Genomic DNA, 21,426 nt, shown 5'->3' with positions numbered 1-21,426 from the left:
GTCAGCGCCGCGGCCAGGCCGCGAATACCGCCCACAGCCCGCCGAGCCCGGCGATCCACGCCGAGACCGGCAGCGCCAGCAGGCGCGGGCCACCCGCGTCCAGCGCGTACAGGAGTGCGGCGGCGATCAGCAGCCCCACCCCCAGCACCGAGGCCACGATCCGGCGCTGCATCTGCACCAAGACCTGGGCGATCTCACGCACGTCGGCCGAGCGCATCGCCAGCTCGTGCCTTCCCTCCACCTGCTGCTGCAACCACGCGTGCAGCAGGCGCGGCATCTCCGGCGCGCGGGTCACCAGTTCCGGCACCTGCTTGCGCAGCTCGCCCAGCAGCCGGCGCGGGCTGTAGCGCTCGGCCAGGATGTCCTCCAGCACCGGCCTGGCCACCGCCCAGATGTCGATCTGCGGGTCCAGCTGGCGGCCCACGCCCTCGATGTTCAGCAGCGTCTTTTGCAGCAGGATCAGCTGCGGCTGCAAGGTCAGCTCGTAGCGCTGCGCGGTGCGGAACAGCTTGACCAGCACCTCGGCCAGCGAGATCTCGCTCAGCGGGCGGGTGAAGTACGGCTCGCACACCGCGCGCGCCGCCGCCTCCAGCTCGTCCAGGCGGATGTGCGCCGGCATCCACCCGGCCTGCACGTGCAGCTCCGCGATGCGGCGGTAGTCGCGGTTGAAGATCGCCATGAAGTTCTCGGCGAGCCAGTACTGGTCGTCGCGCGAGAGCTGGCCCATGATCCCGAAATCCAGCGCGATGAAGCGCGGGTCGGCCTTGCGCTCCGGGTCCACCCAGATGTTGCCGGCGTGGGCATCGGCGTGGAAGAAGTTGTCGCGGAACACCTGCTGGTAGAACACGCGCACGCCCTTGGCCGCCAGCGCCTTGCGGTCGATCCCGGCGGCATCCAGCGCGGCGATGTCGTCGGACGGGATGCCGCGCACGCGCTCCAGCGTCAGCACCCGCTCGGCGGTATGGCTCCAGATCACCTCGGGCACGTAGAGGTCGGGCGAGCCGGCCCAGTTGCGGCGCAGCAGGCTGGCGTTGCCGGCCTCGCGCTGCAGGTCCAGCTCGGCGGCGAGGGTGTTCTCGATCTCGGCCACCACCTCGCGCGGGCGGATCTTGTCGGCGCGCGGATGCGCGCGCTCGACGATCGCAGCGATGCTCTCGAGCAGGGCGATGTCGGAGGCGATCAGGGCATCGATGCCGGGGCGCAGCACCTTCACCACCACCTCGCGCCCGTCGTGCAGGGTCGCGGCGTGCACCTGGGCGATGCTGGCCGAGGCCAGCGGCACGGTGTCGAAGCTGGCGTAGGCGGCCTCGATCGCGCGCCCCAGCCCCTGCTCCACCAGCGCGCGCGCCTGCTCGCCCGGGAACGGCGCCACCCGGTCCTGCAGCAGCGCCAATTCGTCGGCGATGTCGGGCGGCACCAGGTCGCGGCGGGTGGACAGGATCTGCCCGAACTTGACGAAGATCGGCCCCAGCGCCTGCAGTGCCAGGCGCAGGCGCGCGCCGCGCGACAGGCTGGCCACCTCGCGCGGGGCGCGTGGCACCAGCGGCCGCATCAGGGTCAGCCAGCGCTCGGCCGGGGTGCCGTCCAGCAGAGCATCCAGCCGGTAGCGCAACAGCACGCGGCCGATCCGCCAGGCCCGCAGCGCCGACCTCATGCCGGCAATCCCCGCTGCCGACGCAACCGCGCGATCTTCGCCGCCAGCCGCTCGACGTCATCGCGCAGCGCGTCCACGTCGTCGTGGAAGGCGTCCAGTTCGGCGCGCGCCACCACGTCGCGGCTCTCCTCGGTGACGTACTCGGCCGCCGCCTGCGCGAGATGGCGCCCTGCGCCCTGCGCCTGGCGCAGCGCGACGGCCACCGCCTTCGCCACCTGCACGCCCAGCACCTCGCCGAACACGGCCACGAACGGCAGCTGCCAGTCGGGATCGAAACGCTGCGCCAGCTTCTGCAGGCGGCGCGCCAATTCGGCATCGCCCTCGATCCGCAGCTGCCCCACCGGCGGCGCGGACGTATCGCGCAGCGGCGGCAGCTGGCGCAGCAGCGCGCCGAGGCTGGCGCGCACGCCGAGGTCGGGTGCCTGCGCCGCATCCGGCGGCCCCACCCGCAGCGCCTCGCCGTCCACCCGGATCTCCAGCGCCAGCGGCGGCGCCGCCAGGTGCAGCGCGATGCGCCGGCCATCCAGCGCCGGCAGCGTGGCGCGGGTCTCCGGGTCCAGCGCCAGCGCGCGGTTGAGCGCGGCTTCCAGCGCCCGCCCGGCAGGCTGCTTCCAGTTGAAGGGGAGCTCGGTCATGGGCGCATTGTAGGGTGCGCCATGCCCGTGCAGGACGCCGCCGTCCGCGGCCGTCCGCTTCAGGTCTTCTTGCGCAGGAATGCAGCCACCGCAAGGATCAGGAACACGATGAAGAGGATCTTGGCGATCGTGGCGGCCAGGCCCGCCAGGCCGCTGAAGCCCAGGAACGCCGCGATCAGGGCAATGACGAGGAAGACGAGCGCGTAATGCAGCATCTGGCAACTCCGTGCGGGCACGCCGGATTGGCGTGGAGCCGAGGGTCGCGCCCGGGCGGTCGTCGTGAGGTGAAGGGCATCGCCGGCGTTCAGGTTTGCGCCGCCAGCGACGCGCGCAGCCGCGCCATCCCCTCCGCCATCGACACCCGCGGGGCGTAGCCGAAATCGCGTGCCGCCGGCGCCATCGAATACCAGTGCGGCGTGGCCAGCTGCTCGGCGAGGAAGCGCGTCATCGGCGGGTCGCCGCGCAGCGGCAGCAGCGTCCACAGCCCCTCGCAGACGGCGCCGAGCGCGTAAGCCGCGCGGAACGGGATGGTCGCATGCACTTCCGGCGCCCCGGCGGCGCGCAGCAAGCCGTTGAGCACCGCGCGCAACGGCCATGGCTCGCCGTTGCTGATGAAGTAGGCGCGGCCGGCGCAGGCCGCGCCCGGATGCAGGTGGTCGAGCGCATCGACGTGCGCCTGCGCGGCGTTGTCGATGTAGGTGGTATCGACCAGGTTGTCGCCGCTGCCGACCAGGCGCAAGCGGCCGCTGCGCGCGCGCTCCACCAGCCGCGGCAGGATCTGGGTATCGCCGGGGCCCCAGATCAGGCGCGGGCGCAGCGCCACCGTCGCCAGGTCCGGGCCGTTGGCCGCCAACGCTTCGCGCTCGGCGATGATCTTGGTCGCGGCGTAATGCGCCTTCACGCCCTCGCCATAGGGCACCTCGTCGGCGGACGCGCCCTCGACCGGATGCGTGGCGCGATGGGCGACGCTGGGCGTGGAGGTATGCACCAGCCGGCCGATGCCGTGCGCGCGGCAGGCCGCGATGACGTTGCGGGTGCCCAGCACGTTCGCACTGAAATAGCTGGCATGGCTGCCCCAGGCGCCGGCCTTGGCGGCGTTGTGCAGCACTGCGTCGAAGCCGCCGTCGAATGCGCGCAGCACCGCCTCGCGGTCGGCCAGGTCGGCCTGCCGCTGGGGCACGCCCAGCGCCTCCAGCGCGGGATGATGGCTGCGGCTGACGCTGGTGACCGCATGGCCGCGCGCCAGCAGCGCGCGGCACAGCGCCTGGCCGAGGAAGCCCCCACCGCCGGTGACGAGGATGTTCATGCGGATGCGTCCTCCAGTCGCGCCGCGGCCCAGGCCGCCAGCCGCTCGCGGCCGATCTTGGCGTTGTGGCGGATGTCCACCGGGAATGGCTTGGGGTAATACAGGAACCGCGCGACCTTCGCGGTATGCACGAAGCCATCGGCAAGCTGGCGCAATTCGTTTTCGATGCGCGGCCATTCGCGCTTGTCGATGCCGCGCTTCAATTCCACGCACAGCACCGGCACCTGCGCGCCCTTCGCCCCCACCCCGACCAGCGCGCTGCGCGCCACCTCGGGATGGGTGTTGAACACGGGTTCGACCTGTTCCGTGCACAAGGTCGTGGCCGCATCGACGACGACCCGCTGCGACTTGCGCCCGCAGAACCACAGCCGGCCCTCGCCGTCGAACCAGCCGAGATCGCCCATGCGGTGCACGATGCGCTCGCCGCCGCCGGGCAGGGCTTCGCGGATCTTGGCCAGCGCGGTCTGCGCCTCGCGGTTGAAGTAGGCATCGGTGGCGCTGGGCCCGGCGACCGTGATCTCGCCCACCTGCCCCGGCGCGACTTGCAGGCCGTCATGCCACTCCGGGATCGCATCATCATCGATGCGGATGATGCGCACCGTATTGCCTGCCACCGGGCGTCCGACGCAGGTGCCGGCGCCGGCCTCGGTGCGCGCGCGCAAGGTCAACAGCTCGCGGCCCTCGATCACCGCCACCGGCAGGCATTCGGTGGCGCCGTAGGGCGTCCAGAACTGCGCCTGCGGCGGCAATAGCGCCAGCATTTTCTCGACCACCTCGGGCGGCACCGGCGCGCCGGCGCTGGTGACCCGGCGCAGGGTGGGCAGCGGCTGGCCGTGATCGGCCAACACGCGCATCAGGGCCGGCGAGCCGAACAGCTGGTCGGCACCGAAACGCGCGATCGCGGCATGCAGCTTGCGCGGGTCGGCGCGCGCCGGGCGCGTGGGGTCCATGTCGGGGATGATGCTGGTCAGGCCGAGGGCCGGATCGAACAGCGCGAACGGCGGGAAGGTGGGGAAATCCACCCCGCCGGGGGCGATCGCGAACGCCGCGCGCAGCATTTCGATCTGCGCCACGAAATGCCGGTGCCGGTACACCACGCCCTTGGGCACGCCGGTGCTGCCGCTGGTGAACAAAATCGCGGCCACCTCTTCGCCCTCGGTCGCGGCCAGCTGCGGCCCGGCGCCGGTGCCCTCGGCCTCGACCTGGGCCAGGGTTGCATCCGCCAGCAGCGGCCAGCGCCCGGTGGTGATGCGCACCCGCGCCGCACGCGCCCAGCCCAGCAGCGCCTTGGCCAGCATCGCCAGCGGGATGCCGATGAACGCCTGCGGCTGCGCCTCGTCCAGGCATTGCCTGAGCGCGCGCTTGTCGATCCCGGGGTCCACCAGCACCGGCACCGCGCCGGCCTTGAACAGCGCGAACATCAACAGGAAGAACTCCGGCGTGGGCCGCACCATCACCACCGTGCGGGTGCCGCGCACGATCCCGCGCCGGGCCAGGCCCGCGGCGATCGCATCGCTGCGCGCGTCCAGCTCGGCATAGGTCAACGCCAGGTCGTAGCGGCCGCCCGCGCCGGGGCAGCGCATGGCCACCTGGCCGGGACGCTCGCGCGCCAGATGCGGCAGCGCCGCGGCGATGTTGCAGGGTTCGCTCATGCCGGCATTATCGCCCGCGCCCGCCACCCGCGCCGCCCCTTGCACGGCGCGCGGCAGCGGCCAACAATCGCGGCCCCGCCGCTTCCGCCGCGCACCGCCCGGCCCGCCCGCATGCATCCCTGCCTGACCTGTGGCGCCTGCTGCACCCAGTACCGCGTCGCCTTCCACTGGATGGAATCGGACGAGGTGACCCCGGGCGGGGTGCCGGCCGCGCTCACCGAGCGCGTGGACGCCCACCGCCTGTGCATGCGCGGCACCTACGCACCGCCGATCCGCTGCGTGGCGCTGGAGGCCGACATCGGCCGCCATTCGCGCTGCACCATCCACCCCAACCGCCCCTCGGTCTGCCGCGAAGTCGATGCCTCGTGGGAATTCGGCCGGCCCAGCCCGCAGTGCGACAAGGCCCGCCTCGCCTATGGCCTGCCGGTGTTGACGCCCGCAGATTGGGTGGACGTGGCCGAAGCCGGTCACACCACGCCGGAGCCGCTCGCTCCGAAGTGAATCCCACCCGCTTCATCCGCCCACCCGCGCGTCCCCTGCCCCGGCGTCGGTTTGATGCCGATCAAAGCATCCCGCCGCGCGTTCGCGCAGGCTGACCTTCCATTGGCCGCGGAGGGATGCCATGAACGAAACGCTCGCAGGCAAGATCGCCCTGGTCACCGGCGGAGCGCGCGGCATCGGTGCCGCCATCGTCCGCCGCCTGCACGCGGATGGCGCGCGCGTCGCCATCACCGACATCCTCGATGACCTTGGCCAGGCGCTGGCCGCCGAGTTGGGCGAGCGCGTCGCCTACTTCCATCACGACGTGAGTGACGAAGCCGCATGGGTGGACACCCTGGCTGCGGCGACGGCGCACTTCGGTGGCCTGCATATCGTGGTGAACAATGCAGGCATCTTCCATCCCGGGCAGATCGCCGACACCGCCGTGCACGACGTCGAGCAGCAGTTCCGGGTCAACCAACTGGGCGTGTTCCTGGGCATGAAGCACGGCCAGGTGCCGCTGCGCGCGGCCGGCGGTGGCTGCATCGTCAACATCAGCTCGATCGCCGGCCAGCTGGGCTTCCCCAATGCGGCTGCCTACGTGGGCACCAAGTGGGCGGTGCGCGGGATGACCAAGACCGCCGCGCTGGAACTGGCGCCGGCGTACATCCGGGTGAACTCGGTGCATCCGGGCTTCATCGACACGCCGATGCTCGACAACAACCCACCCGACGCCAACCAGGCCGGCATCGAGGCCACCCCGTTGAAGCGCATCGGCAAGCCCGAGGAAATCGCCGCCGCGGTGGCGTTCCTGGTCGGTCCGGACGCCGGCTTCATCACCGGCGCGGAGCTGACCGTGGACGGCGGCTGGATTCTCTGACGACGCTGTTACCGCCGGAGCCAGCCAACCGCACGGCAGCGGCCTCGCAAGTCGCTCCCCGATACTCGCTTGGTTGCGCGGCCGCTGCCATCCGGCTGGCCTCGCAACTTGCAGTGCCATCGTTCCGTCGATGCCACGTGCTGGAGCTGGCGCTAAAGCGGATGGCGGTCCAGGAACGCCCGGATCAGCGGCACCAGCACCTCGTGCTTGTCTTCCAGCACGTAATGGCCGGCATCGGCGTAGGCATGCACTTCCGCGTTCGGCAGCGCCTTGCGGAAGCCGTCGAGGAAGTGCTGGTCGAACACGAAATCGCGCAGACCCCAGCCGAGGAACGCCGGGCGGTCCGCATAGCCCGGCAGCGCGCGTGCGCTGGCCTGCACCAGCGGCAGCGCGCGGTCGCCGTCGTGCAGCGGGATGTCCTGCATGAAGCGCAGGGTGGAGATCGCGTTGTCCCAGCCGTCGTACACGCCGGCATACGCCGCTCGCACGTCCTTCGGCAGCGAGCGCTTGGTGCCGAACCACGCCGCGCCGCGCGCGAACAGGTTGAAGCGGCGGATCAGCCAGCCGCCCAGGCGCGAATCGCGTCCCATCGCCAGCCGGCGCGGGAAGCGCTTGGCCGGCGGCAGGGGGAACGCGGCGGTGTTGGTGATGACCAGGCGCTGGATCCGCGCGGGATCGCGCAGCGCCCAGCCGAAGCCGATCATCCCGCCCCAGTCGTGCACCGCCAGCGTCACTGGGCCGTCGATGCCGAGGTGCTTCAGCAGCGCATCGAGATCATCGATGCGCGATTGCAGGGTGTAGTCGTAGCGCGGCTGCGCGGACACGCCATCGTCCGGACGGTCGCTCAGGCCCATGCCGACGTGGTCGGGCACGATGCAGCGGTATTTGTCGCGCAGGCCCAACACCAAGTGGCGCCAGTAATAGCTCCACGACGGATTGCCGTGCAGCATCACCACCACCTCGCCATCGCGCGGTCCTTCATCGAGGAAGGACATCGCGATGCCGGGGCGGACGTCGAAGCGGTGCGGGGTGAACGGATAGTCGGGAAAGCGCATCCGCCCATTGTAGGCGGTGCGCCTGCCTCAGCCCTGCCTGCGCAGCAGGAAGGCCTGGCTCTCCACCTGCTCCAGCGCGAACCCGAAGCGGGCCGCCAGCCACTCCAGCGTGGCCAGGCGGTGGAAGCTGACGTGGGTGCGGTCGTCGCGGTAGCGCCAGCGCAGGAAGTTCGCCGGCAGCGCCGGCGCCAGTTGGGTCATCACCCCCAGCCAGCCACCGGGGCGCACCAATGCGGCCAGCTGCGTCCAGCCGGCCAGCGGATCGCGGAAATGCTCCACCACCTCGGTGCAGGTGACGAAGTCGTACTGCGCCTGCAGCAGCGTCGCGTCCGGCGCGTAGAACGGGTCGTAGGCCGCCATCGCCATGCCCGCCTCGCGCAGCATCAGCGCCAGCACCGGCCCCGGCCCGCAGCCGAAGTCCAGCCCGCGCATGCCCGGCGCCAGCTTCGCCAGCAGCGGCTCCGCCAGCCGCGCCAGGAACGCGCGGTAGCGCGCATCCGCGGGATCGTTCTGGTGCAGGTCGTAGATCGCGCGTTCCTCCACCGCGGACAGGTGCGAGGCCGGATCGGCCATCACCAGGGCGCAACACGTGCATTCGAAATAGCGGCGCGCGCGATCCGCGCAGAACGCCCGCGTCTCGCCCGCGCAGAGCGCGCAGGGGGGAAGCGCTGCGGCGGTCAGCATCGGCGACGGCCGCACACGGCTGGATCAGGGGACTCCCGCTGCATGCTGGGCACCTGCAGTCGATGGAGGGCGCATTGTAGGCCGGCGGGGTGGCGGGGACGGCGGGCGAGGCGCGCATGGCCGGACGCACGCGGAAGAAGCGGGAGCGGAAAAGAAAAAGCCCCGCAGCCAGGGGGGACTGCGGGGCCGGGGAAGGCCGGTTGGGGAGGACCGGTTGCCTTCCGGTTGATCACACCAGGGGAGGGGTAGTGATCGACAACAGGCGTTGCACCTGTTGCGGGCTATATGACCACTCCGCGCCTTGATGGTTCGTGAAGATTCGGGTTAAAAAACCGTTCGGTTCAGGAATGATTCATTGCATTCCGGCCGCTGCCGCCCGCGCCGGCATTCGGTCACGGTTTCGGGCTTGCCACCCCCGCCCGCAGGCGGCATCCGCGCGGCGGCGTCAGTGCGCCTCGTCCCAGTTCGCGCCCACGCCGCCTTCCACCAGCAGCGGCACGCGCAGGTCGGCCACGCCGGCCATCAGCGCGGGCACCTTGGCCTGCAACTCGGGCACGAAATCGGCATCGGCCTCGAACACCAGCTCGTCGTGCACCTGCAGGATCATCAGCGCGCGCGGCGCGCCGGCGGCGGTGCGCTGGTCCTCCAGCCACGCATCCACGGCCACCATCGCGCGCTTGATGATGTCGGCGGCGGTGCCCTGCATCGGCGCGTTGATCGCGGCGCGCTCGGCGCCGGCGCGCTGCGCGGCATTGCGCGAGTGGATGTACTCCAGCGCCAACCGGCGCCCGAACACGGTCTCGACGTAGCCCTGCTCGCGCGCCTGCGCGCGGGTGCGCTCCATGTAGTCGCGCACGCCCGGATAGCGGCTGAAATAGAGCGCGATGTAGTCCTGCGCCTGGCCGCGGTCGATCCCCAGCTGGCGCGCCAGCCCGAACGCGCCCATGCCGTAGATCAGCCCGAAGTTGATCGCCTTGGCCGCGCGCCGCTCCTCGCTGGTCACCGCCTCCAGCGGCTTGCCCAGCACCTCGGCGGCGGTGGCGCGGTGGATGTCGGCGCCCTGCGCGAATGCGCGCAGCAGCGCCGGGTCCTGCGACAGGTGGGCCATGATCCGCAGCTCGATCTGCGAATAGTCGAACGAGACGATCCGGCGCCCGGGCGGCGCGATGAACGCGGCGCGGATGCGCCGACCCTCCTCGGTGCGCACCGGGATGTTCTGCAGGTTGGGATCGGACGAGGACAGCCGCCCGGTGGCGGCGCCGGCCTGGTGATAGCTGGTGTGCACGCGCCCGGTGTCGGGGTTGACCATCTCCGGCAGCTTGTCGGTATAGGTGCTGCGCAGCTTGGCCAGGCTGCGGTAGTCGAGGATCACCCGCGGCAGCTCGTGCAGGTCGGCGATCGCCTCCAGCGCCTCCTCGTTGGTGGAAGGCGCGCCGCCCGGGGTCTTCACCCGCGCCGGCAGCTTGAGCTCGTCGAACAGCAGCGCGCCCAGCTGCTTGGGCGAATCCAGGTTGAAGCTGCGCCCGGCCAGCGCGGTAGCGCGCTGCTGCAGGGCGAGCATGCGCCGCGAGAGGTCGGCCGACTGCCGGCGCAGCTCCTCCACGTCGATCATCACGCCGTTGTCCTCGATCCGCGCCAGCACCGGTACCAGCGGCATCTCGATATCGCGATAGACCGCCAACAGCGCCGGCTCCGCCTCCAGCTTCGGCCGCAACACGCGGTGCAGGCGCAGGGTGATGTCGGCATCCTCGGCGGCATAGCGGGTGGCGGCGTCGATCGCGACCTGCGAGAACGGGATCTGCCTGGCGCCCTTGCCGGCCACGTCCTCGTACTTGATGGTGGTATAGCCAAGATGGCGGCGTGCCAGCGAATCCATGTCGTGGCGCGCAAGGCCCGCCTCCAGCACGAAACTTTCCAGCATCGTGTCGTCGGCGTAACCACGCACCTGGATACCGTGCCGGCACAGCACGTGCAGGTCGTACTTTCCGTGCTGGCCGAGCTTGTGCTTCGCCGGGTCCTCCAGTAGCGGGCGCAGCGCCTCGAGTACCGCGGCGCGGTCCAGCTGCGCCGGCGCATCGGGATAGACGTGCGCCAGCGGGATGTAGCAGGCACGCCCGGGTTCCACGCTGAAGCTCAGGCCCACCAGATTGGCGCGCAACGGATCGAGGCTGTCGGTCTCGCTGTCGAAGGCGAACTCCGCCGCTGCCTGCAGGCGCGCGATCCAGGCGTCGAGCTGGGCCTGCGTCAGCACCGTCTCGTATTCGCCGGGCGCGGCCAGCGCGGGGTCGGTCTGCGCGGCTACAGACGCAGCCGTGGCGACAGGCGCGGGAGCGGCCGCCGCAGACGCCCCGGCGTCCAGCTCCTTCAGCGCCTGGTTGAAGCCGTAGCGGGTATAGAGCGCGCGCAGCGCATCCACGTCGCGCGGACGCAAGGCAAGATCTTCTGGCGCCACATCCAGGGGCACATCGGTCTTGATGGTGACCAGCTGCCGGTTCAGCGGCAGCCGCGGCAGCGCCGCGCGCAGGTTCTCGCCAAGCTTGCCCTTCATCGCTTCGGCCTGCGCCATCACCGCGTCCAGCGAGCCGTATTCGTCCAACCACTTGGCCGCGGTCTTGGGGCCGCATTTCTCCACACCCGGCACGTTGTCGATGCTGTCGCCCATCAGCGCCAGGTAATCGACGATCTGCGCCGGGCGCACGCCGAACTTGGCGCGCACTGCCTCCTCCGAATCCAGCCGGCTGCCGCTCATGGTGTTGACCAGCGCGATACCGGGCCGCACCAGCTGGGCGAAATCCTTGTCGCCGGTGGAGATGGTCACCTGCATGCCCTGCTCCGCCGCGCGCACGGCCAGGGTGCCGATCACGTCGTCGGCCTCCACCCCGGGCTCGCGCAGGATCGGGATGCCCAGCGCAGACACCACGTCCAGCATCGGCGCCACCTGCGCGCGCAGCTCGTCGGGCATCGGCGGGCGGTTGGCCTTGTAGTCGGGGTACATCTCGTCGCGGAAGGTCGGCCCCGGCGCGTCCACCACGAAGGCGATGTGCTCGGGCTGCTCCTTCAGATGCCCGCGCAGCATGTTGACCACGCCGAACAGCGCGCCGGTCGGCTCGCCGGCCGCGTTCGACAGCGGCGGCAGCGCGTGGAACGCGCGGTAGAGGTAGGAGGAACCGTCGATCAGGACCAGGCGTGTCATCCCGCGATTCTACGCAGCGGCGCCGGCCAGCGCCGGCGGAGGGATAATGGACGCCCCCCACCGCCACGCGAGTCCCGCTATGCCGCACGCCCCGCAGCTCCGCATTCCCGCCACCTACATGCGCGGCGGCACCAGCAAGGGCGTGTTCTTCCGGCTGCAGGACCTGCCGGCCGAGGCACAGGTGCCGGGGCCGGCGCGCAACGCGCTGCTGATGCGGGTGATCGGCTCGCCCGACCCCTACGGCAAGCACACCGACGGCATGGGCGGCGCGACCTCCTCCACCTCCAAGTGCGTGATCATCTCCGCCAGCACCCGGCCCGGCCACGACGTGGACTACCTCTACGGCCAGGTCAGCATCGACACCGCGTTCGTCGACTGGTCGGGCAACTGCGGCAACCTGTCCACCGCGGTCGGCCCGTTCGCGATCGCCAACGGCTTCATTCCCGCCGAGCGCATCCCGCAGGACGGCATCGTGACCGTGCGCGTGTGGCAGGCCAACATCGGCAAGACCATCCTGGTGCACGTACCGGTCAGCGGCGGCCAGGTGCAGGAAACCGGCGACTTCGAACTGGACGGCGTCACCTTCCCGGCGGCGGAGATCGTGCTGGAGTTCCTCGACCCGTCCGACGAGGGCGAGGCCGGCGGCGCGATGTTCCCCACCGGCCACCTGGTGGACGATCTCGACGTGCCGGGCGTGGGAACGCTCAAGGCGACGATGATCGCCGCCGGCATCCCCACCGTGTTCGTGAACGCGGCCGACATCGGCTATGACGGCACCGAGCTGCAGCCGGCGATCAACGACGACAAGGCCGCGCTGGCGAAGCTCGAGGCGATCCGCGTGGCCGGCGCGCTGCGCATGGGCCTGATCCAGTCTCCGCAAGAGGCCGCCACCCGCCAGCACACGCCGAAGGTGGCGTTCGTGGCACCGCCGAAGGCTTACGTGGCTTCCAGCGGCAAGCAGGTCGCGGCCGACGCGATCGACCTCAACGTGCGCGCACTGTCGATGGGCAAGCTGCACCACGCGATGATGGGCACGGCCTCGGTGGCGATCGCCACCGCCGCCGCGGTGCCGGGCACGCTGGTGAACCTGGCGGCCGGCGGCGGCACCCGCGACGCGGTGCGCTTCGGGCATCCCTCCGGCACGCTGCGGGTGGGCGCTTCGGTGGAACAGCGCGACGGCCAGTGGACGGTGACGCGCGCGGTGATGAGCCGCAGCGCGCGGGTGCTGATGGAAGGCTGGGTGCGGGTGCCGCACGACTGAGCGCCGTGCGGCCTGCCCGGGCTGCGTCAGTGCCCGTGGCCCTTGCCCTTGCCAAGGCCAACGCCCTTTCATTGCCACGACCGGTGTTGCCGTTCCCGTTGCCGTGCCCGTTGCCATGGGCGGCAGGCGCGCCCTTGGCGGGATGCGCGGCCTGGCCGGGGGCTTGCCCCGACTTGCCGCGGTTCGGATAGGCGCGGCGCAGCTCCTCGTCGAGGGTGATCGGCCGCGACCAGCGGTCGTACGTCGGGACGAAGCCCTGCTTCAGCCGATGGAAGGCCGGCGATCCCGGCTTGACGCCGAGGCGCTGCGCGACCACGCCCCAGCCTTGGCCGCGGTTGGCCTCCCACATGTCGACGACGTAGCGGCAGGGCCGGCCGATGACCTGCGCGATCGCGCAGGCGTAGTACACGTCGCCCGGGGCCCAGCGACGGTTCAGCAGCAGGTCGGTGACCAGGTCACGCGGCGCGCCGTGGTAGCGCACCATCTCGTCGATGAACGGGTCGCGGTAGCGGGTGCCGTAGCGGTTCATGTCGCCGAGCCACGTGTCCACCCAGACGTCGCCGCTGCGGGGATTCCAGTGGAGGGAGATGTCCTGCGCGGCCGCGTGGCCGGCGGCCAAGGCAAGGGCAAGCGCGAGGGACGGCAGGAGGCGGTTGCGTTGCATGCGAGGCTCCTCGGCGGGTGCCGGAGGTCCGGCGGGGGTCCAGTGTCGGCGATTCGGGTGAATGCCCCGTAAAAACGGGGCCGGCCCTGCGACGGTGTTCAGGGATCGGCGTGGAAGCCGGCCTTGCGCAGTTCGTGGCGGGCCTGGTCGAAGCCCTGCATCGGCGCGAAGTCGCTGCTGCGGTCGGTGAGCTCGGCCCAGCGCGCGAGGATCTGCTCGCCGCTGGCGGCCTCGCCCAGGTGGATGCCCTGGGTCAACGCGATATAGGCCAGCTCGAAGCCGCCGGCGCCGGCGCTGAGGATGGCGCGGTTGGGCGCGTTCTCGGCCACCAGCGCCAGCACCGCCGGGCTGACCAGCTCCGGCTTGAACCAGGCCAGCTGCTCCGGCGGCAGGATGCCTTCCATCATCCGGGTCGCGCCGGTCGGGGCCAGGCAGTTGACCCGGATGTCGTGCTTGGCGCCCTCGATCCCGAGGGTCTGCATCAACCCCACCAGCGCCATCTTGGCGGCCGCGTAGTTGGCCTGGCCGAAGTTGCCGTACAGGCCGCTGCAGGAGGTGGTCATCACGATGCGCCCGTAGTTGCGCGCGCGCATGCCGTCCCAGACCGCCTTGGTGCAGTGCACCGCGCCCATCAGGTGCACGTCGAGCACGCGCCGGAAATCCTCCAGCGGCATCTTGGCGAAGCTCTTGTCGCGCAGGATGCCGGCGTTGTTGACCAGGATGTCGATGCCGCCCCAGTCGGCGGCCACGGCGTCCACCATCGCCTGCACCGCCACCGGATCGTCCACCGCGCATTGCGCCGGGCGCGCGCTGCCGCCGGCGGCGCGGATCTCGGCGGCCACCAGGTCGGCGTCCTCGCCGAGGTCGTTCACCACCACCTTCGCGCCCCGGCTGGCGAGCAGCAGCGCATGCGCGCGACCCAGCCCGCCGCCGGCGCCGGTGACGATGGCCACCCGGCCGCTCAGGTCGATCATGCAACGCCCCCTCGTGCGTGGTCGGTGGCGCTCATCCTGCCACGGCCAGGGCGGCCAGGTCGCGCACCGCCTGCGGCAGGGCGGCGATGGCCTGCAGCGTGCGCATGCGCTCGCCGCCGGCCTCCACCCGCGCCTGCGCCTCGTGCGCCCAGGTCGTGTGGTAGGGCACATGCACGCCCCAGCCGCCCAGCGCCAGCACCGGCGCGATGTCCGAGCGCAGGGAATTGCCGACCATCAAAAACTGCGCCGGCGCGATCGCGAATTCCTCCAGCAGCCGCGCATAGGTCGGCGGGTCCTTCTCGCTGACGATCTCGATCCGCCGGAACAGGTCGGACAGCCCGGACTGGCGCACCTTCGCTTCCTGATGGAACAAATCGCCCTTGGTGATCAGCACCACCGGGAACTCGGCGGCCACCGCCTCCACCGCCGCGCGCACGCCCGGAAGCAGTTCCACCGGGTGCTGCAGCAGCGCCTTGGCGATTTCCACGATGCGGTGGATGTCGGCGGCGCTGATGCGGCCCTCGGTGATTTCCACCGCCGCCTCCACCATCGACAGCGCCATCCCCTTCACGCCGTAGCCGAAGATGGCGATGTTGCGCGCCTCGTATGCGTACAGGCGCCGGCCCACGTCCTGAAGGTCAACATAGGCGGAGATGATCCGTTCGAACTGCGCCTGCGCGTCGTCGAAGTAGTCCTGGCTGCGCCAGAGGGTGTCGTCGGCATCGAAGCCGACCAGCGCGATGCCGCGCGGCGAAGGGGAATCCATCGCCGCATTCTAAACAGGCGGGCGCTGCGGCATGATGCGCCGTCTCGCTTCCCGCCACCCCGCCGCCACCGCCATGACCGACTGGACCCGCCTGCTGCGCGACATCCCGGATTTCCCCAAGCCCGGGATCCTGTTCAAGGACGTGATGCCGGTGCTGGCCGACCCGCAGGCCTTCGCCGCGGCGATCACCGCGCTGGCCGCGCCGTGGCGGGATGCGCGGATCGACGCGGTGCTGGCGATCGAGGCGCGCGGCTTCCTGCTCGGCGCGCCGCTGGCGCACGCGCTCGGCGCCGGCCTGGTGCCGTTGCGCAAACCCGGCAAGCTGCCCGGCGAGGTGCGCGAGCAGCGCTACGCGCTGGAATACGGCGAGGATGCCCTGCAGGTGCAGGCCGGCGCGCTGGCGCCGGGCGCGCGGGTGTTGCTGGTGGACGACGTGCTGGCGACCGGCGGCACCCTGGCCGCGGCCTGCGCCCTGGCGCAGCGGCTGCAGGCCGAGATCGCCGGCGCCGGCGTGCTGCTGGAACTCGCCGCGCTGGGCGGCCGCGCGCGCTGGCCGGTCACCGCGCCGCTGCAGGCCGCGCTGGTGGTGTGAGGCGGCGGACGCTGCGGACGCGCCGTCAGCGTGCGGCGGCGTCCACCTTGTGCAGCCACGCCAGCAGCCCGGCGAAATAGGCCTGCTGGTCGTCGTACATCGCCATGTGCCCGCCGTTGGGCAGGTACAGGAATTCGCCGCGCGGCAGGCGCGAGGCCATCATCCGCATCCACTTCGGGTCCATGGTGTCGTGCTCGGCGCCGATCACCAGGGTGGGCACGGCGATCTTCGCCAGGTCGGCGGTGCGGTCCCAGTCCACCAGGATGCCGCTGGCGCCCATCTCGCTGGGGCCCTGCATCGGCACGTACACCGCCTTGTTGAGATGGCGGCCGAACCCGCGCAGCACCGGCTCCGGCCACTGCGCCATCGGCCGCCGCAGCACGTGCTCCTCGTAGAACGGCGCCAGCAGTTCCTCGTAGCGCGGATCGTCGTATTTCTGCGCCGCCTCCAGCGCCAGGATCTCCTTCAGCGCGGCCGGGTCCATCCGCGGCATCAGCACCTCGTGCGCGTAGCGGTTGTACGCCGGGATGCTGGACATCATGTTGGAGATCACCAGCCCCTTGAGGTGCTGCGGGTACTTCAGCGCGTACTCGATGCCGAGGATGCCGCCCCAGGAGTGGCCGAGCAGGAAGAAGTTGTCGCGGTCCAGGCCCAGCGCCTGGCGCACCTGTTCCACTTCCTCGACGTAGTGGTCGATGCTCAGGAACGGCGTCATGTCCTTGGGCTGGTCGCTGTAGTACGAGCCCAGCTGGTCGTAGTAGTAGTACTCGATGCCATCCGCCGGCAGGAAGCTGTCGAACGCCTCGAACGCCTCGTGGGTGCCGCCCGGCCCGCCGTGCAGCAGCAGGACCTTGATCCGCGGGTTGTGGCCCACGCGCTTGGTCCACACCCGGAAGTCGCCATGCGCGGTGTGGATCGGGATCATCCGCACCCCGCCGGTCCAGGCGTCGTCGCCGGTGGCGGCGTGGTAGCTGGCGAGGGTCGGCGTGCGCGGCGGTTCGGCGGCGGCGGCCGGACGCACGATGAGGAGGCTGGCAAGGCACAGCAAGAGCGCGGCAAGCGGCTGGCGCATGGTGGGTTCCCCGTTGGGCCTGCCCGGCACTATAAGCCGGGCGCGGCCCCAACACCGGCGACGCCGGGCGCGCTAGGCTAGGCGGGTCTCTATCCGCCGCCTTCCGCCGATGCAGCGCCCCGCCAAGCCCGCCAACGAAGCCGAGCGCCTGCGGGCCCTGCGCCGCTACCAGGTGCTGGACACCCCGCGCGAGGCGGATTTCGACGACCTGGTGGCGATCGCCACCGCGATCTGCGACGTGCCGATGGGCTCGGTGACCCTGATCGATGCCGAGCGCCAGTGGTTCAAGGCCAAGCTGGGCATGGACGATGCGCCGGAGACCGACCGCGATACCGCGTTCTGCGCGCATGCCATCCTGACCCCCGACCAGGTCACCGTGGTCGAGGATGCAACCCTGGACCGCCGCTTCCACGACAACCCGGTGGTCACCGCCGAGGGCGGCATCCGCTTCTACGCCGGCGCGCCGCTGCTGACCCCGGAGGGCTATCCGCTGGGCACGCTGTGCGTGATGGACAGCCGCCCGCGCGAACTGGCGCCGCCGCAGGTCAAGGCCCTGCAGGCGCTGTCGCGGCAGGTCACCGCGCTGCTGGAACTGCGCCGCACCGCGCGCGAGCTCAAACTGCAGCTGGAGGACCGCGCCTGGTTCGAACAGACCCTGCATGCGTTCAACGAGAGCCTGAAGCTGGAGAACGCGGACCTGACCCGGCAGCTGCGCATGGATCCGCTGACCGGGCTGGCCAACCGGCGCGCGCTGGCGGATGCGCTGGAACAGGCGCTGGCGGGAACCGCCGCGCTGTGCGTGGCGCTGGCCGACATCGACCACTTCAAGGCGGTCAACGACACCCACGGGCATGCGGTGGGCGACGAGGTGCTGGTGCGGGTGGCCTCCAGTCTGCGGGTGGCCAACGGCGAGGCCGGCCTGCTGGCACGCTACGGCGGCGAGGAGTTCGCGCTGGTGCTGCCGGGCATGGACCTGGACGCGGCCCGCCGGCACTGCGAGGCGCTGCGCCGGGCGGTGGCGCTGGCATCGACCAGCCTGCCGGTGACCATCAGCATCGGCGTAGCCGCGCGCCAGCCGGGCGAGGACAAGGCGGCGCTGCTGCAGCGCGCGGACGAGGCCCTGTACGCCGCCAAGCGCGCCGGCCGCAACCGGGTGCACGCCTGAGGCCGCTGGCGCTCAGGCCTTCTTGACGAACTCCGACTTCAGGCCCATCGCGCCGATGCCATCGATCTTGCAGTCGATGTCGTGGTCGCCGTCGACCAGGCGGATGTTGCGCACCTTGGTGCCCACCTTCACCACCAGCGACGACCCCTTCACCTTCAGGTCCTTGATGACGGTGACGGTATCGCCGTCCTGCAGCACGTTGCCGACGGCGTCCTTGACCACGCGCACCGCCTCGTCCTCGGCCGCCGGTTCACCCGCGCGCCACTCGTGGCCGCATTCCGGGCAGACCAGCTGCGCGCCGTCCTCGTAGGTGTATTCGGAGCCGCAGCTCGGGCAGGGAGGAAGCGTGGACATCGCGGATGCCGTGACAGGGGGGGGCGACTATTCTAACGGACGCCGCGGATGCCCCCGGGCGCGGGAAAACGCAGGGCGGCTTGCGCCGCCCTGCGTGCCACGCTGCGTCCGGTGGCGCGTCCTGCGCCTGTTGTTGTGCTCTCCGGATGGGGGATTGCGGCAGGCCGCGAGACCAGGCTTACGGCGTGCCGGCCTCGCCGCCGTTGCTGGCCAGCCAGGCCTTGTACTCCTCGACCGTCAGCTGGCCGTCGTGGTCGGCATCGGCGGCCGGGAAGATCTTCGCCACGTTCTCCATCGCGGCGGCCTCGTTGGCACTCAGGCGGCCATCGCCGTCCGCGTCCAGTTCGGCCCACCAGTTCTTGTGGCCCTCGTCCTGGCGGGGCGCGGCCTTGTCCTGGGGTTGCGCCTGCGCCTGTGCCTGGACGGCGGCGTCCTGCGCGAAGGCGGACGTGGTGGCGATGGACGCCAGCAGGGCGGCGGACAGGACCAGCGGGGTTTGGATCTTGCGCATAAGTTCTCCTCGTTCTGCGGGGGATCAAAACGGATGGATGCCGATGCGGATCGCATCGACACCCCGCACCTTACCCACGCGCTCTGAACGCACCGTTCCCCACAACCTGAACACTGACGCGGGCTTAACCACCGCCTGCGCGATCCACGCTAGGCCGCGCGCGCACCACGGCGCGCATCCGCAGTAAAGTCGCGCCTTCCCCACGCACACGGTGCAACTGCAATGACGATGGACTGGGTGGACCTGCGCAGCGATACCGTCACCCGGCCGACTAGCGCGATGCGCGCGGCGATGCTGGCCGCCGAGGTCGGCGACGACGTGTACGGCGAAGACCCGACGGTGAACGCGCTGCAGGCACGGCTGGCCGACGAACTCGGCTTCGAGGCGGCGCTGTTCGTGCCCAGCGGCACCCAGTCGAACCTGCTGGCGCTGCTGGCGCACTGCGAGCGCGGCGACGAATACCTCGTCGGCATGGACGCGCATACCTACAAGTTCGAGGGCGGCGGCGCGGCGGTGCTCGGCTCGATCCAGCCGCAGCCGATCGTGCAGGCCGAGGACGGCACGCTGCCGCTCGCGCGCGTGGCCGCGGCGATCAAGCCGGTCGATCCGCACTTCGCGCGCACCCGCCTGCTGGCGCTGGAGAACACCTGGCACGGGCGCGCGCTGCCGCTGGACTACCTGCGCGCGGCGGGCGACTTCGCCCGCGCACACGGCCTGGGCTACCACCTCGACGGCGCGCGCCTGTTCAACGCCGCGGTGGCCTGCGGAGTGCCGGCGCGCGCGATCGCGCAGCATTTCGACAGCGTGTCGGTGTGCTTCTCGAAGGGGCTCGGCGCGCCGGTCGGCTCGGTGCTGGTGGGCACGCAGGCCTTGATCGACAAGGCGCGGCGCTGGCGCAAGGTGTGCGGCGGCGGCTGGCGCCAGGCCGGGATGCTCGCGGCCGCCTGCCTGCACGCGCTGGACCACCACGTGGCGCGCCTGGCCGAGGACCATGCGCGTGCCGCGCGCCTGGCCGCGGCGCTGGCTGGGATCGACGGCATCACCCTGCTCGGCCAGCACACCAACATGGTGTTCATCGACGTGCCGGCCGAGCATCTGCGCGCGCTGGATGCCCACCTGCGCGCGGCCGGCATCCGCATCAGCATCGGCTACCTGCCGACGCTGCGCCTGGTGACGCATCTGGACGTGGACGACGCCGGGATCGCGCGCACCGCCGACGCCTTCGCCGGGTTCTTCGCGCGCGCCTGAGCGGCGCGCAAGCGGCGGCCGCTACCAGCGCCGCCAGCCCCACGGGCGCACCAGCCCGGGGCCGCTGGCATTGCCCACCTGCACGTCCACGTTGACGGTGCCGGCCTTGCCGCCGTCGGTGGCGGTATCGGTGCAGTAGTGCAGGCGCGCCGCGGTGAAGTTGCTGCTGCCGTAGTGCTCGGTGTAGCCGACGCCGGCGCTCACGCTGCCGCTGAAATGGCGCGGGTTGCCCTGCGCATCCCGCGGGCAGCCGGAAGCCGCCACCCAGCCGCTGCCGGCATTGCCGATGCCCGGCGCCATCGGCGAGGTCACGGGCGCGGCCACCGGTGCGGCCAGCGGCGCAGAATCGAAGACTTGCGCCGGTGGCAGCGACAGGTCCAGCGCCGACTGCGGGCCTTCCGGCCATCCTCCCGCCAGTGCCGGCAGCACCGGCGCGCACCACACTGCAGCCATCGCCAGGGCCTTGCGCATGTCGGCGTCCTCGATCGGGTTCGTCCCGCCCGGCGGGCGGTGCAGGCCGACGCTAGCAAGGATTGCTTGAACGCGCGCTGGCTATCGCGGCCTGCGCGCATTCAGGTGCGGCCGCGCGCGCACCGGGCTGCACGCTGCGCATCCATCGCCACAAGGCGCGCGTATCGATGGTGGCAACGCCTTGCATGCCGGCCACTGCGCGGGTAGCGCGGAGGCGCTGCCCTTCCCCCACTCTTTCCGGAGACTTCCGATGAAGCCGACCCTGCCTTACGCCGTCGCCAGCGCCCTCGCCATCGCCCTGTGCGCCCAGCCCGCGCTGGCCGCTTCGCCCGCCGCCACCAAGGCCGACCACGCCCAGCCGGACATCGTGGCGGCCGCCGTGGCCACCCCCAGCCTGAGCACGCTGGTGGCCGCGGTGAAGGCGGCCGACCTGGTCGGCACGCTGCAGGGCGCAGGCCCGTTCACGGTGTTCGCGCCCACCAATGACGCCTTCGCCAAGCTGCCGGCCGGCACCGTGGACGGCCTGCTGCAGCCGCAGGCCAAGGACGCGCTGACCGGCGTGCTGACCTACCACGTGGTTGCCGGCAACGTGGATGCCGCCAGCCTCGCCAAGCAGATCGCCGCCGGTGGCGGCCGCGCCACGTTGACCACCGTGCAGGGCGGCACCCTCACCGCCACCTCGGACGGCATGGGCGGCATCATCCTGACCGATGCCAAGGGCGGCACCGCCAAGGTGGTCGCGGCCGACCTGCGCCAGCGCAACGGCATCGTGCACGTGATCGACGGCGTGCTGCTGCCGCAGTGACCGC

Annotated in this window: 21 protein-coding genes; 7 read left to right on the top strand and 14 right to left on the bottom strand. The window is 71.4% G+C overall.

The window, feature by feature from the left end:
- Position 1: 1 nt before the first annotated feature.
- From ubiB to oleC, 5 genes are all read right to left on the bottom strand, one after another.
- Complete coding sequence (gene ubiB, locus EDC34_RS04535; protein ID WP_114959343.1) at positions 2-1,654, bottom strand: ubiquinone biosynthesis regulatory protein kinase UbiB; 1,653 nt, start codon at positions 1,652-1,654, stop codon at positions 2-4.
- Entirely contained in the window at positions 1,651-2,289 is a 639-nt protein-coding gene (locus tag EDC34_RS04530) for a ubiquinone biosynthesis accessory factor UbiJ (protein ID WP_114959344.1), read from the bottom strand. The genes ubiB and EDC34_RS04530 overlap by 4 nt, the downstream gene beginning before the upstream one ends.
- Before the next feature lie 59 nt (positions 2,290-2,348).
- Positions 2,349-2,504 carry a DUF1328 domain-containing protein gene (locus tag EDC34_RS04525; RefSeq protein ID WP_114959345.1) on the bottom strand — a complete coding sequence of 52 codons (156 nt, stop codon included), beginning with the start codon at positions 2,502-2,504 and terminating at the stop codon, positions 2,349-2,351.
- Positions 2,505-2,593: 89 nt separating this feature from the next.
- Positions 2,594-3,595, bottom strand: a complete 1,002-nt coding sequence (oleD, locus tag EDC34_RS04520; RefSeq protein WP_114959346.1) for a 2-alkyl-3-oxoalkanoate reductase — start codon at positions 3,593-3,595, stop codon at positions 2,594-2,596.
- Positions 3,592-5,247, bottom strand: coding sequence for an olefin beta-lactone synthetase (gene oleC / locus EDC34_RS04515; protein ID WP_114959347.1), 1,656 nt, complete (start codon positions 5,245-5,247; stop codon positions 3,592-3,594). Before oleC ends, oleD begins: the two co-directional genes overlap by 4 nt.
- Positions 5,248-5,358: 111 nt before the next feature.
- Between oleC and EDC34_RS04510 the strand changes: the two genes are divergently transcribed.
- Positions 5,359-5,748 (top strand): YkgJ family cysteine cluster protein, encoded by a 390-nt coding sequence (locus tag EDC34_RS04510; RefSeq protein ID WP_114959348.1) that lies wholly within the window; start codon positions 5,359-5,361, stop codon positions 5,746-5,748.
- Positions 5,749-5,869: 121 nt separating this feature from the next.
- The gene (locus tag EDC34_RS04505; protein WP_114959349.1) at positions 5,870-6,607 is read left to right on the top strand and encodes a glucose 1-dehydrogenase; all 738 of its coding nucleotides are present in this window, start codon (positions 5,870-5,872) and stop codon (positions 6,605-6,607) included.
- A 152-nt stretch (positions 6,608-6,759) separates the two neighbouring features.
- Here EDC34_RS04505 and EDC34_RS04500 read toward each other — a convergent pair whose 3' ends face one another.
- The 3 genes from EDC34_RS04500 to polA form a co-directional block, all read right to left on the bottom strand.
- Positions 6,760-7,662 carry an alpha/beta fold hydrolase gene (locus EDC34_RS04500; protein ID WP_114959350.1) on the bottom strand — a complete coding sequence of 301 codons (903 nt, stop codon included), beginning with the start codon at positions 7,660-7,662 and terminating at the stop codon, positions 6,760-6,762.
- Between the two features lie 27 nt (positions 7,663-7,689).
- The gene (locus EDC34_RS04495; protein ID WP_205388033.1) at positions 7,690-8,235 is read right to left on the bottom strand and encodes a class I SAM-dependent methyltransferase; all 546 of its coding nucleotides are present in this window, start codon (positions 8,233-8,235) and stop codon (positions 7,690-7,692) included.
- 556 nt (positions 8,236-8,791) lie between these two features.
- Positions 8,792-11,539 carry a DNA polymerase I gene (polA, locus tag EDC34_RS04490; protein ID WP_114959352.1) on the bottom strand — a complete coding sequence of 916 codons (2,748 nt, stop codon included), beginning with the start codon at positions 11,537-11,539 and terminating at the stop codon, positions 8,792-8,794.
- Between the two features lie 79 nt (positions 11,540-11,618).
- Here polA and prpF point away from each other — a divergent pair, with 79 nt between their 5' ends.
- The gene (gene prpF / locus EDC34_RS04485; protein WP_114959353.1) at positions 11,619-12,800 is read left to right on the top strand and encodes a 2-methylaconitate cis-trans isomerase PrpF; all 1,182 of its coding nucleotides are present in this window, start codon (positions 11,619-11,621) and stop codon (positions 12,798-12,800) included.
- A gap of 762 nt (positions 12,801-13,562) precedes the next feature.
- On the opposite strand, the gene EDC34_RS04480 is transcribed toward prpF, so the two are convergent.
- Positions 13,563-14,438 carry an SDR family NAD(P)-dependent oxidoreductase gene (locus EDC34_RS04480; RefSeq protein WP_114959354.1) on the bottom strand — a complete coding sequence of 292 codons (876 nt, stop codon included), beginning with the start codon at positions 14,436-14,438 and terminating at the stop codon, positions 13,563-13,565.
- Between the two features lie 31 nt (positions 14,439-14,469).
- Positions 14,470-15,204, bottom strand: a complete 735-nt coding sequence (locus EDC34_RS04475) for an HAD family hydrolase (protein WP_114959355.1) — start codon at positions 15,202-15,204, stop codon at positions 14,470-14,472.
- Positions 15,205-15,277: 73 nt separating this feature from the next.
- Between EDC34_RS04475 and EDC34_RS04470 the strand changes: the two genes are divergently transcribed.
- Complete coding sequence (locus EDC34_RS04470) at positions 15,278-15,796, top strand: adenine phosphoribosyltransferase (RefSeq protein WP_140197724.1); 519 nt, start codon at positions 15,278-15,280, stop codon at positions 15,794-15,796.
- A gap of 25 nt (positions 15,797-15,821) precedes the next feature.
- On the opposite strand, the gene EDC34_RS04465 is transcribed toward EDC34_RS04470, so the two are convergent.
- The gene (locus EDC34_RS04465) at positions 15,822-16,868 is read right to left on the bottom strand and encodes a proline iminopeptidase-family hydrolase (RefSeq protein WP_114959357.1); all 1,047 of its coding nucleotides are present in this window, start codon (positions 16,866-16,868) and stop codon (positions 15,822-15,824) included.
- Between the two features lie 109 nt (positions 16,869-16,977).
- Between EDC34_RS04465 and EDC34_RS04460 the strand changes: the two genes are divergently transcribed.
- A complete protein-coding gene (locus tag EDC34_RS04460) occupies positions 16,978-18,033 on the top strand; it encodes a GGDEF domain-containing protein (protein WP_114959358.1) in 1,056 nt (351 codons plus the stop codon).
- 12 nt (positions 18,034-18,045) lie between these two features.
- On the opposite strand, the gene EDC34_RS04455 is transcribed toward EDC34_RS04460, so the two are convergent.
- Positions 18,046-18,387: a zinc ribbon domain-containing protein YjdM gene (locus tag EDC34_RS04455; protein ID WP_114959359.1), complete on the bottom strand. Its 342-nt coding sequence runs from the start codon at positions 18,385-18,387 to the stop codon at positions 18,046-18,048.
- 178 nt (positions 18,388-18,565) lie between these two features.
- Positions 18,566-18,898, bottom strand: coding sequence for an EF-hand domain-containing protein (locus EDC34_RS04450; protein WP_114959360.1), 333 nt, complete (start codon positions 18,896-18,898; stop codon positions 18,566-18,568).
- Positions 18,899-19,126: 228 nt separating this feature from the next.
- On the opposite strand from EDC34_RS04450, the gene ltaE reads away from it, so the two are divergent.
- A complete protein-coding gene (ltaE, locus tag EDC34_RS04445) occupies positions 19,127-20,146 on the top strand; it encodes a low-specificity L-threonine aldolase (protein WP_114959581.1) in 1,020 nt (339 codons plus the stop codon).
- A 21-nt stretch (positions 20,147-20,167) separates the two neighbouring features.
- Here ltaE and EDC34_RS04440 read toward each other — a convergent pair whose 3' ends face one another.
- Entirely contained in the window at positions 20,168-20,617 is a 450-nt protein-coding gene (locus EDC34_RS04440) for a hypothetical protein (RefSeq protein WP_114959361.1), read from the bottom strand.
- 250 nt (positions 20,618-20,867) lie between these two features.
- Here EDC34_RS04440 and EDC34_RS04435 point away from each other — a divergent pair, with 250 nt between their 5' ends.
- Complete coding sequence (locus tag EDC34_RS04435) at positions 20,868-21,422, top strand: fasciclin domain-containing protein (RefSeq protein ID WP_114959362.1); 555 nt, start codon at positions 20,868-20,870, stop codon at positions 21,420-21,422.
- The last annotated feature ends 4 nt before the right edge of the window (positions 21,423-21,426 follow it).

Source organism: Thermomonas haemolytica (assembly GCF_004346265.1).
In the GTDB taxonomy this organism is placed as follows: Bacteria; Pseudomonadota; Gammaproteobacteria; order Xanthomonadales; family Xanthomonadaceae; genus Thermomonas; species Thermomonas haemolytica.
The sequence above is the reverse complement of the archived record's forward strand: the minus strand, read 5'-3'. Positions and strand labels throughout refer to the sequence as shown.

Bases quoted from the DNA above. Each gene is read 5' to 3' on its own strand.
- ubiB (WP_114959343.1), bottom strand. From the start codon at position 1,654: ATGAGGTCGGCGCTGCGGGCCTGGCGGATCGGCCGCGTGCTGTTGCGC.
- EDC34_RS04530 (WP_114959344.1), bottom strand. From the start codon at position 2,289: ATGACCGAGCTCCCCTTCAACTGGAAGCAGCCTGCCGGGCGGGCGCTG.
- EDC34_RS04525 (WP_114959345.1), bottom strand. From the start codon at position 2,504: ATGCTGCATTACGCGCTCGTCTTCCTCGTCATTGCCCTGATCGCGGCG.
- oleD (WP_114959346.1), bottom strand. From the start codon at position 3,595: ATGAACATCCTCGTCACCGGCGGTGGGGGCTTCCTCGGCCAGGCGCTG.
- oleC (WP_114959347.1), bottom strand. From the start codon at position 5,247: ATGAGCGAACCCTGCAACATCGCCGCGGCGCTGCCGCATCTGGCGCGC.
- EDC34_RS04510 (WP_114959348.1), top strand. From the start codon at position 5,359: ATGCATCCCTGCCTGACCTGTGGCGCCTGCTGCACCCAGTACCGCGTC.
- EDC34_RS04505 (WP_114959349.1), top strand. From the start codon at position 5,870: ATGAACGAAACGCTCGCAGGCAAGATCGCCCTGGTCACCGGCGGAGCG.
- EDC34_RS04500 (WP_114959350.1), bottom strand. From the start codon at position 7,662: ATGCGCTTTCCCGACTATCCGTTCACCCCGCACCGCTTCGACGTCCGC.
- EDC34_RS04495 (WP_205388033.1), bottom strand. From the start codon at position 8,235: ATGGCCGATCCGGCCTCGCACCTGTCCGCGGTGGAGGAACGCGCGATC.
- polA (WP_114959352.1), bottom strand. From the start codon at position 11,539: ATGACACGCCTGGTCCTGATCGACGGTTCCTCCTACCTCTACCGCGCG.
- prpF (WP_114959353.1), top strand. From the start codon at position 11,619: ATGCCGCACGCCCCGCAGCTCCGCATTCCCGCCACCTACATGCGCGGC.
- EDC34_RS04480 (WP_114959354.1), bottom strand. From the start codon at position 14,438: ATGATCGACCTGAGCGGCCGGGTGGCCATCGTCACCGGCGCCGGCGGC.
- EDC34_RS04475 (WP_114959355.1), bottom strand. From the start codon at position 15,204: ATGGATTCCCCTTCGCCGCGCGGCATCGCGCTGGTCGGCTTCGATGCC.
- EDC34_RS04470 (WP_140197724.1), top strand. From the start codon at position 15,278: ATGACCGACTGGACCCGCCTGCTGCGCGACATCCCGGATTTCCCCAAG.
- EDC34_RS04465 (WP_114959357.1), bottom strand. From the start codon at position 16,868: ATGCGCCAGCCGCTTGCCGCGCTCTTGCTGTGCCTTGCCAGCCTCCTC.
- EDC34_RS04460 (WP_114959358.1), top strand. From the start codon at position 16,978: ATGCAGCGCCCCGCCAAGCCCGCCAACGAAGCCGAGCGCCTGCGGGCC.
- EDC34_RS04455 (WP_114959359.1), bottom strand. From the start codon at position 18,387: ATGTCCACGCTTCCTCCCTGCCCGAGCTGCGGCTCCGAATACACCTAC.
- EDC34_RS04450 (WP_114959360.1), bottom strand. From the start codon at position 18,898: ATGCGCAAGATCCAAACCCCGCTGGTCCTGTCCGCCGCCCTGCTGGCG.
- ltaE (WP_114959581.1), top strand. From the start codon at position 19,127: ATGGACTGGGTGGACCTGCGCAGCGATACCGTCACCCGGCCGACTAGC.
- EDC34_RS04440 (WP_114959361.1), bottom strand. From the start codon at position 20,617: ATGCGCAAGGCCCTGGCGATGGCTGCAGTGTGGTGCGCGCCGGTGCTG.
- EDC34_RS04435 (WP_114959362.1), top strand. From the start codon at position 20,868: ATGAAGCCGACCCTGCCTTACGCCGTCGCCAGCGCCCTCGCCATCGCC.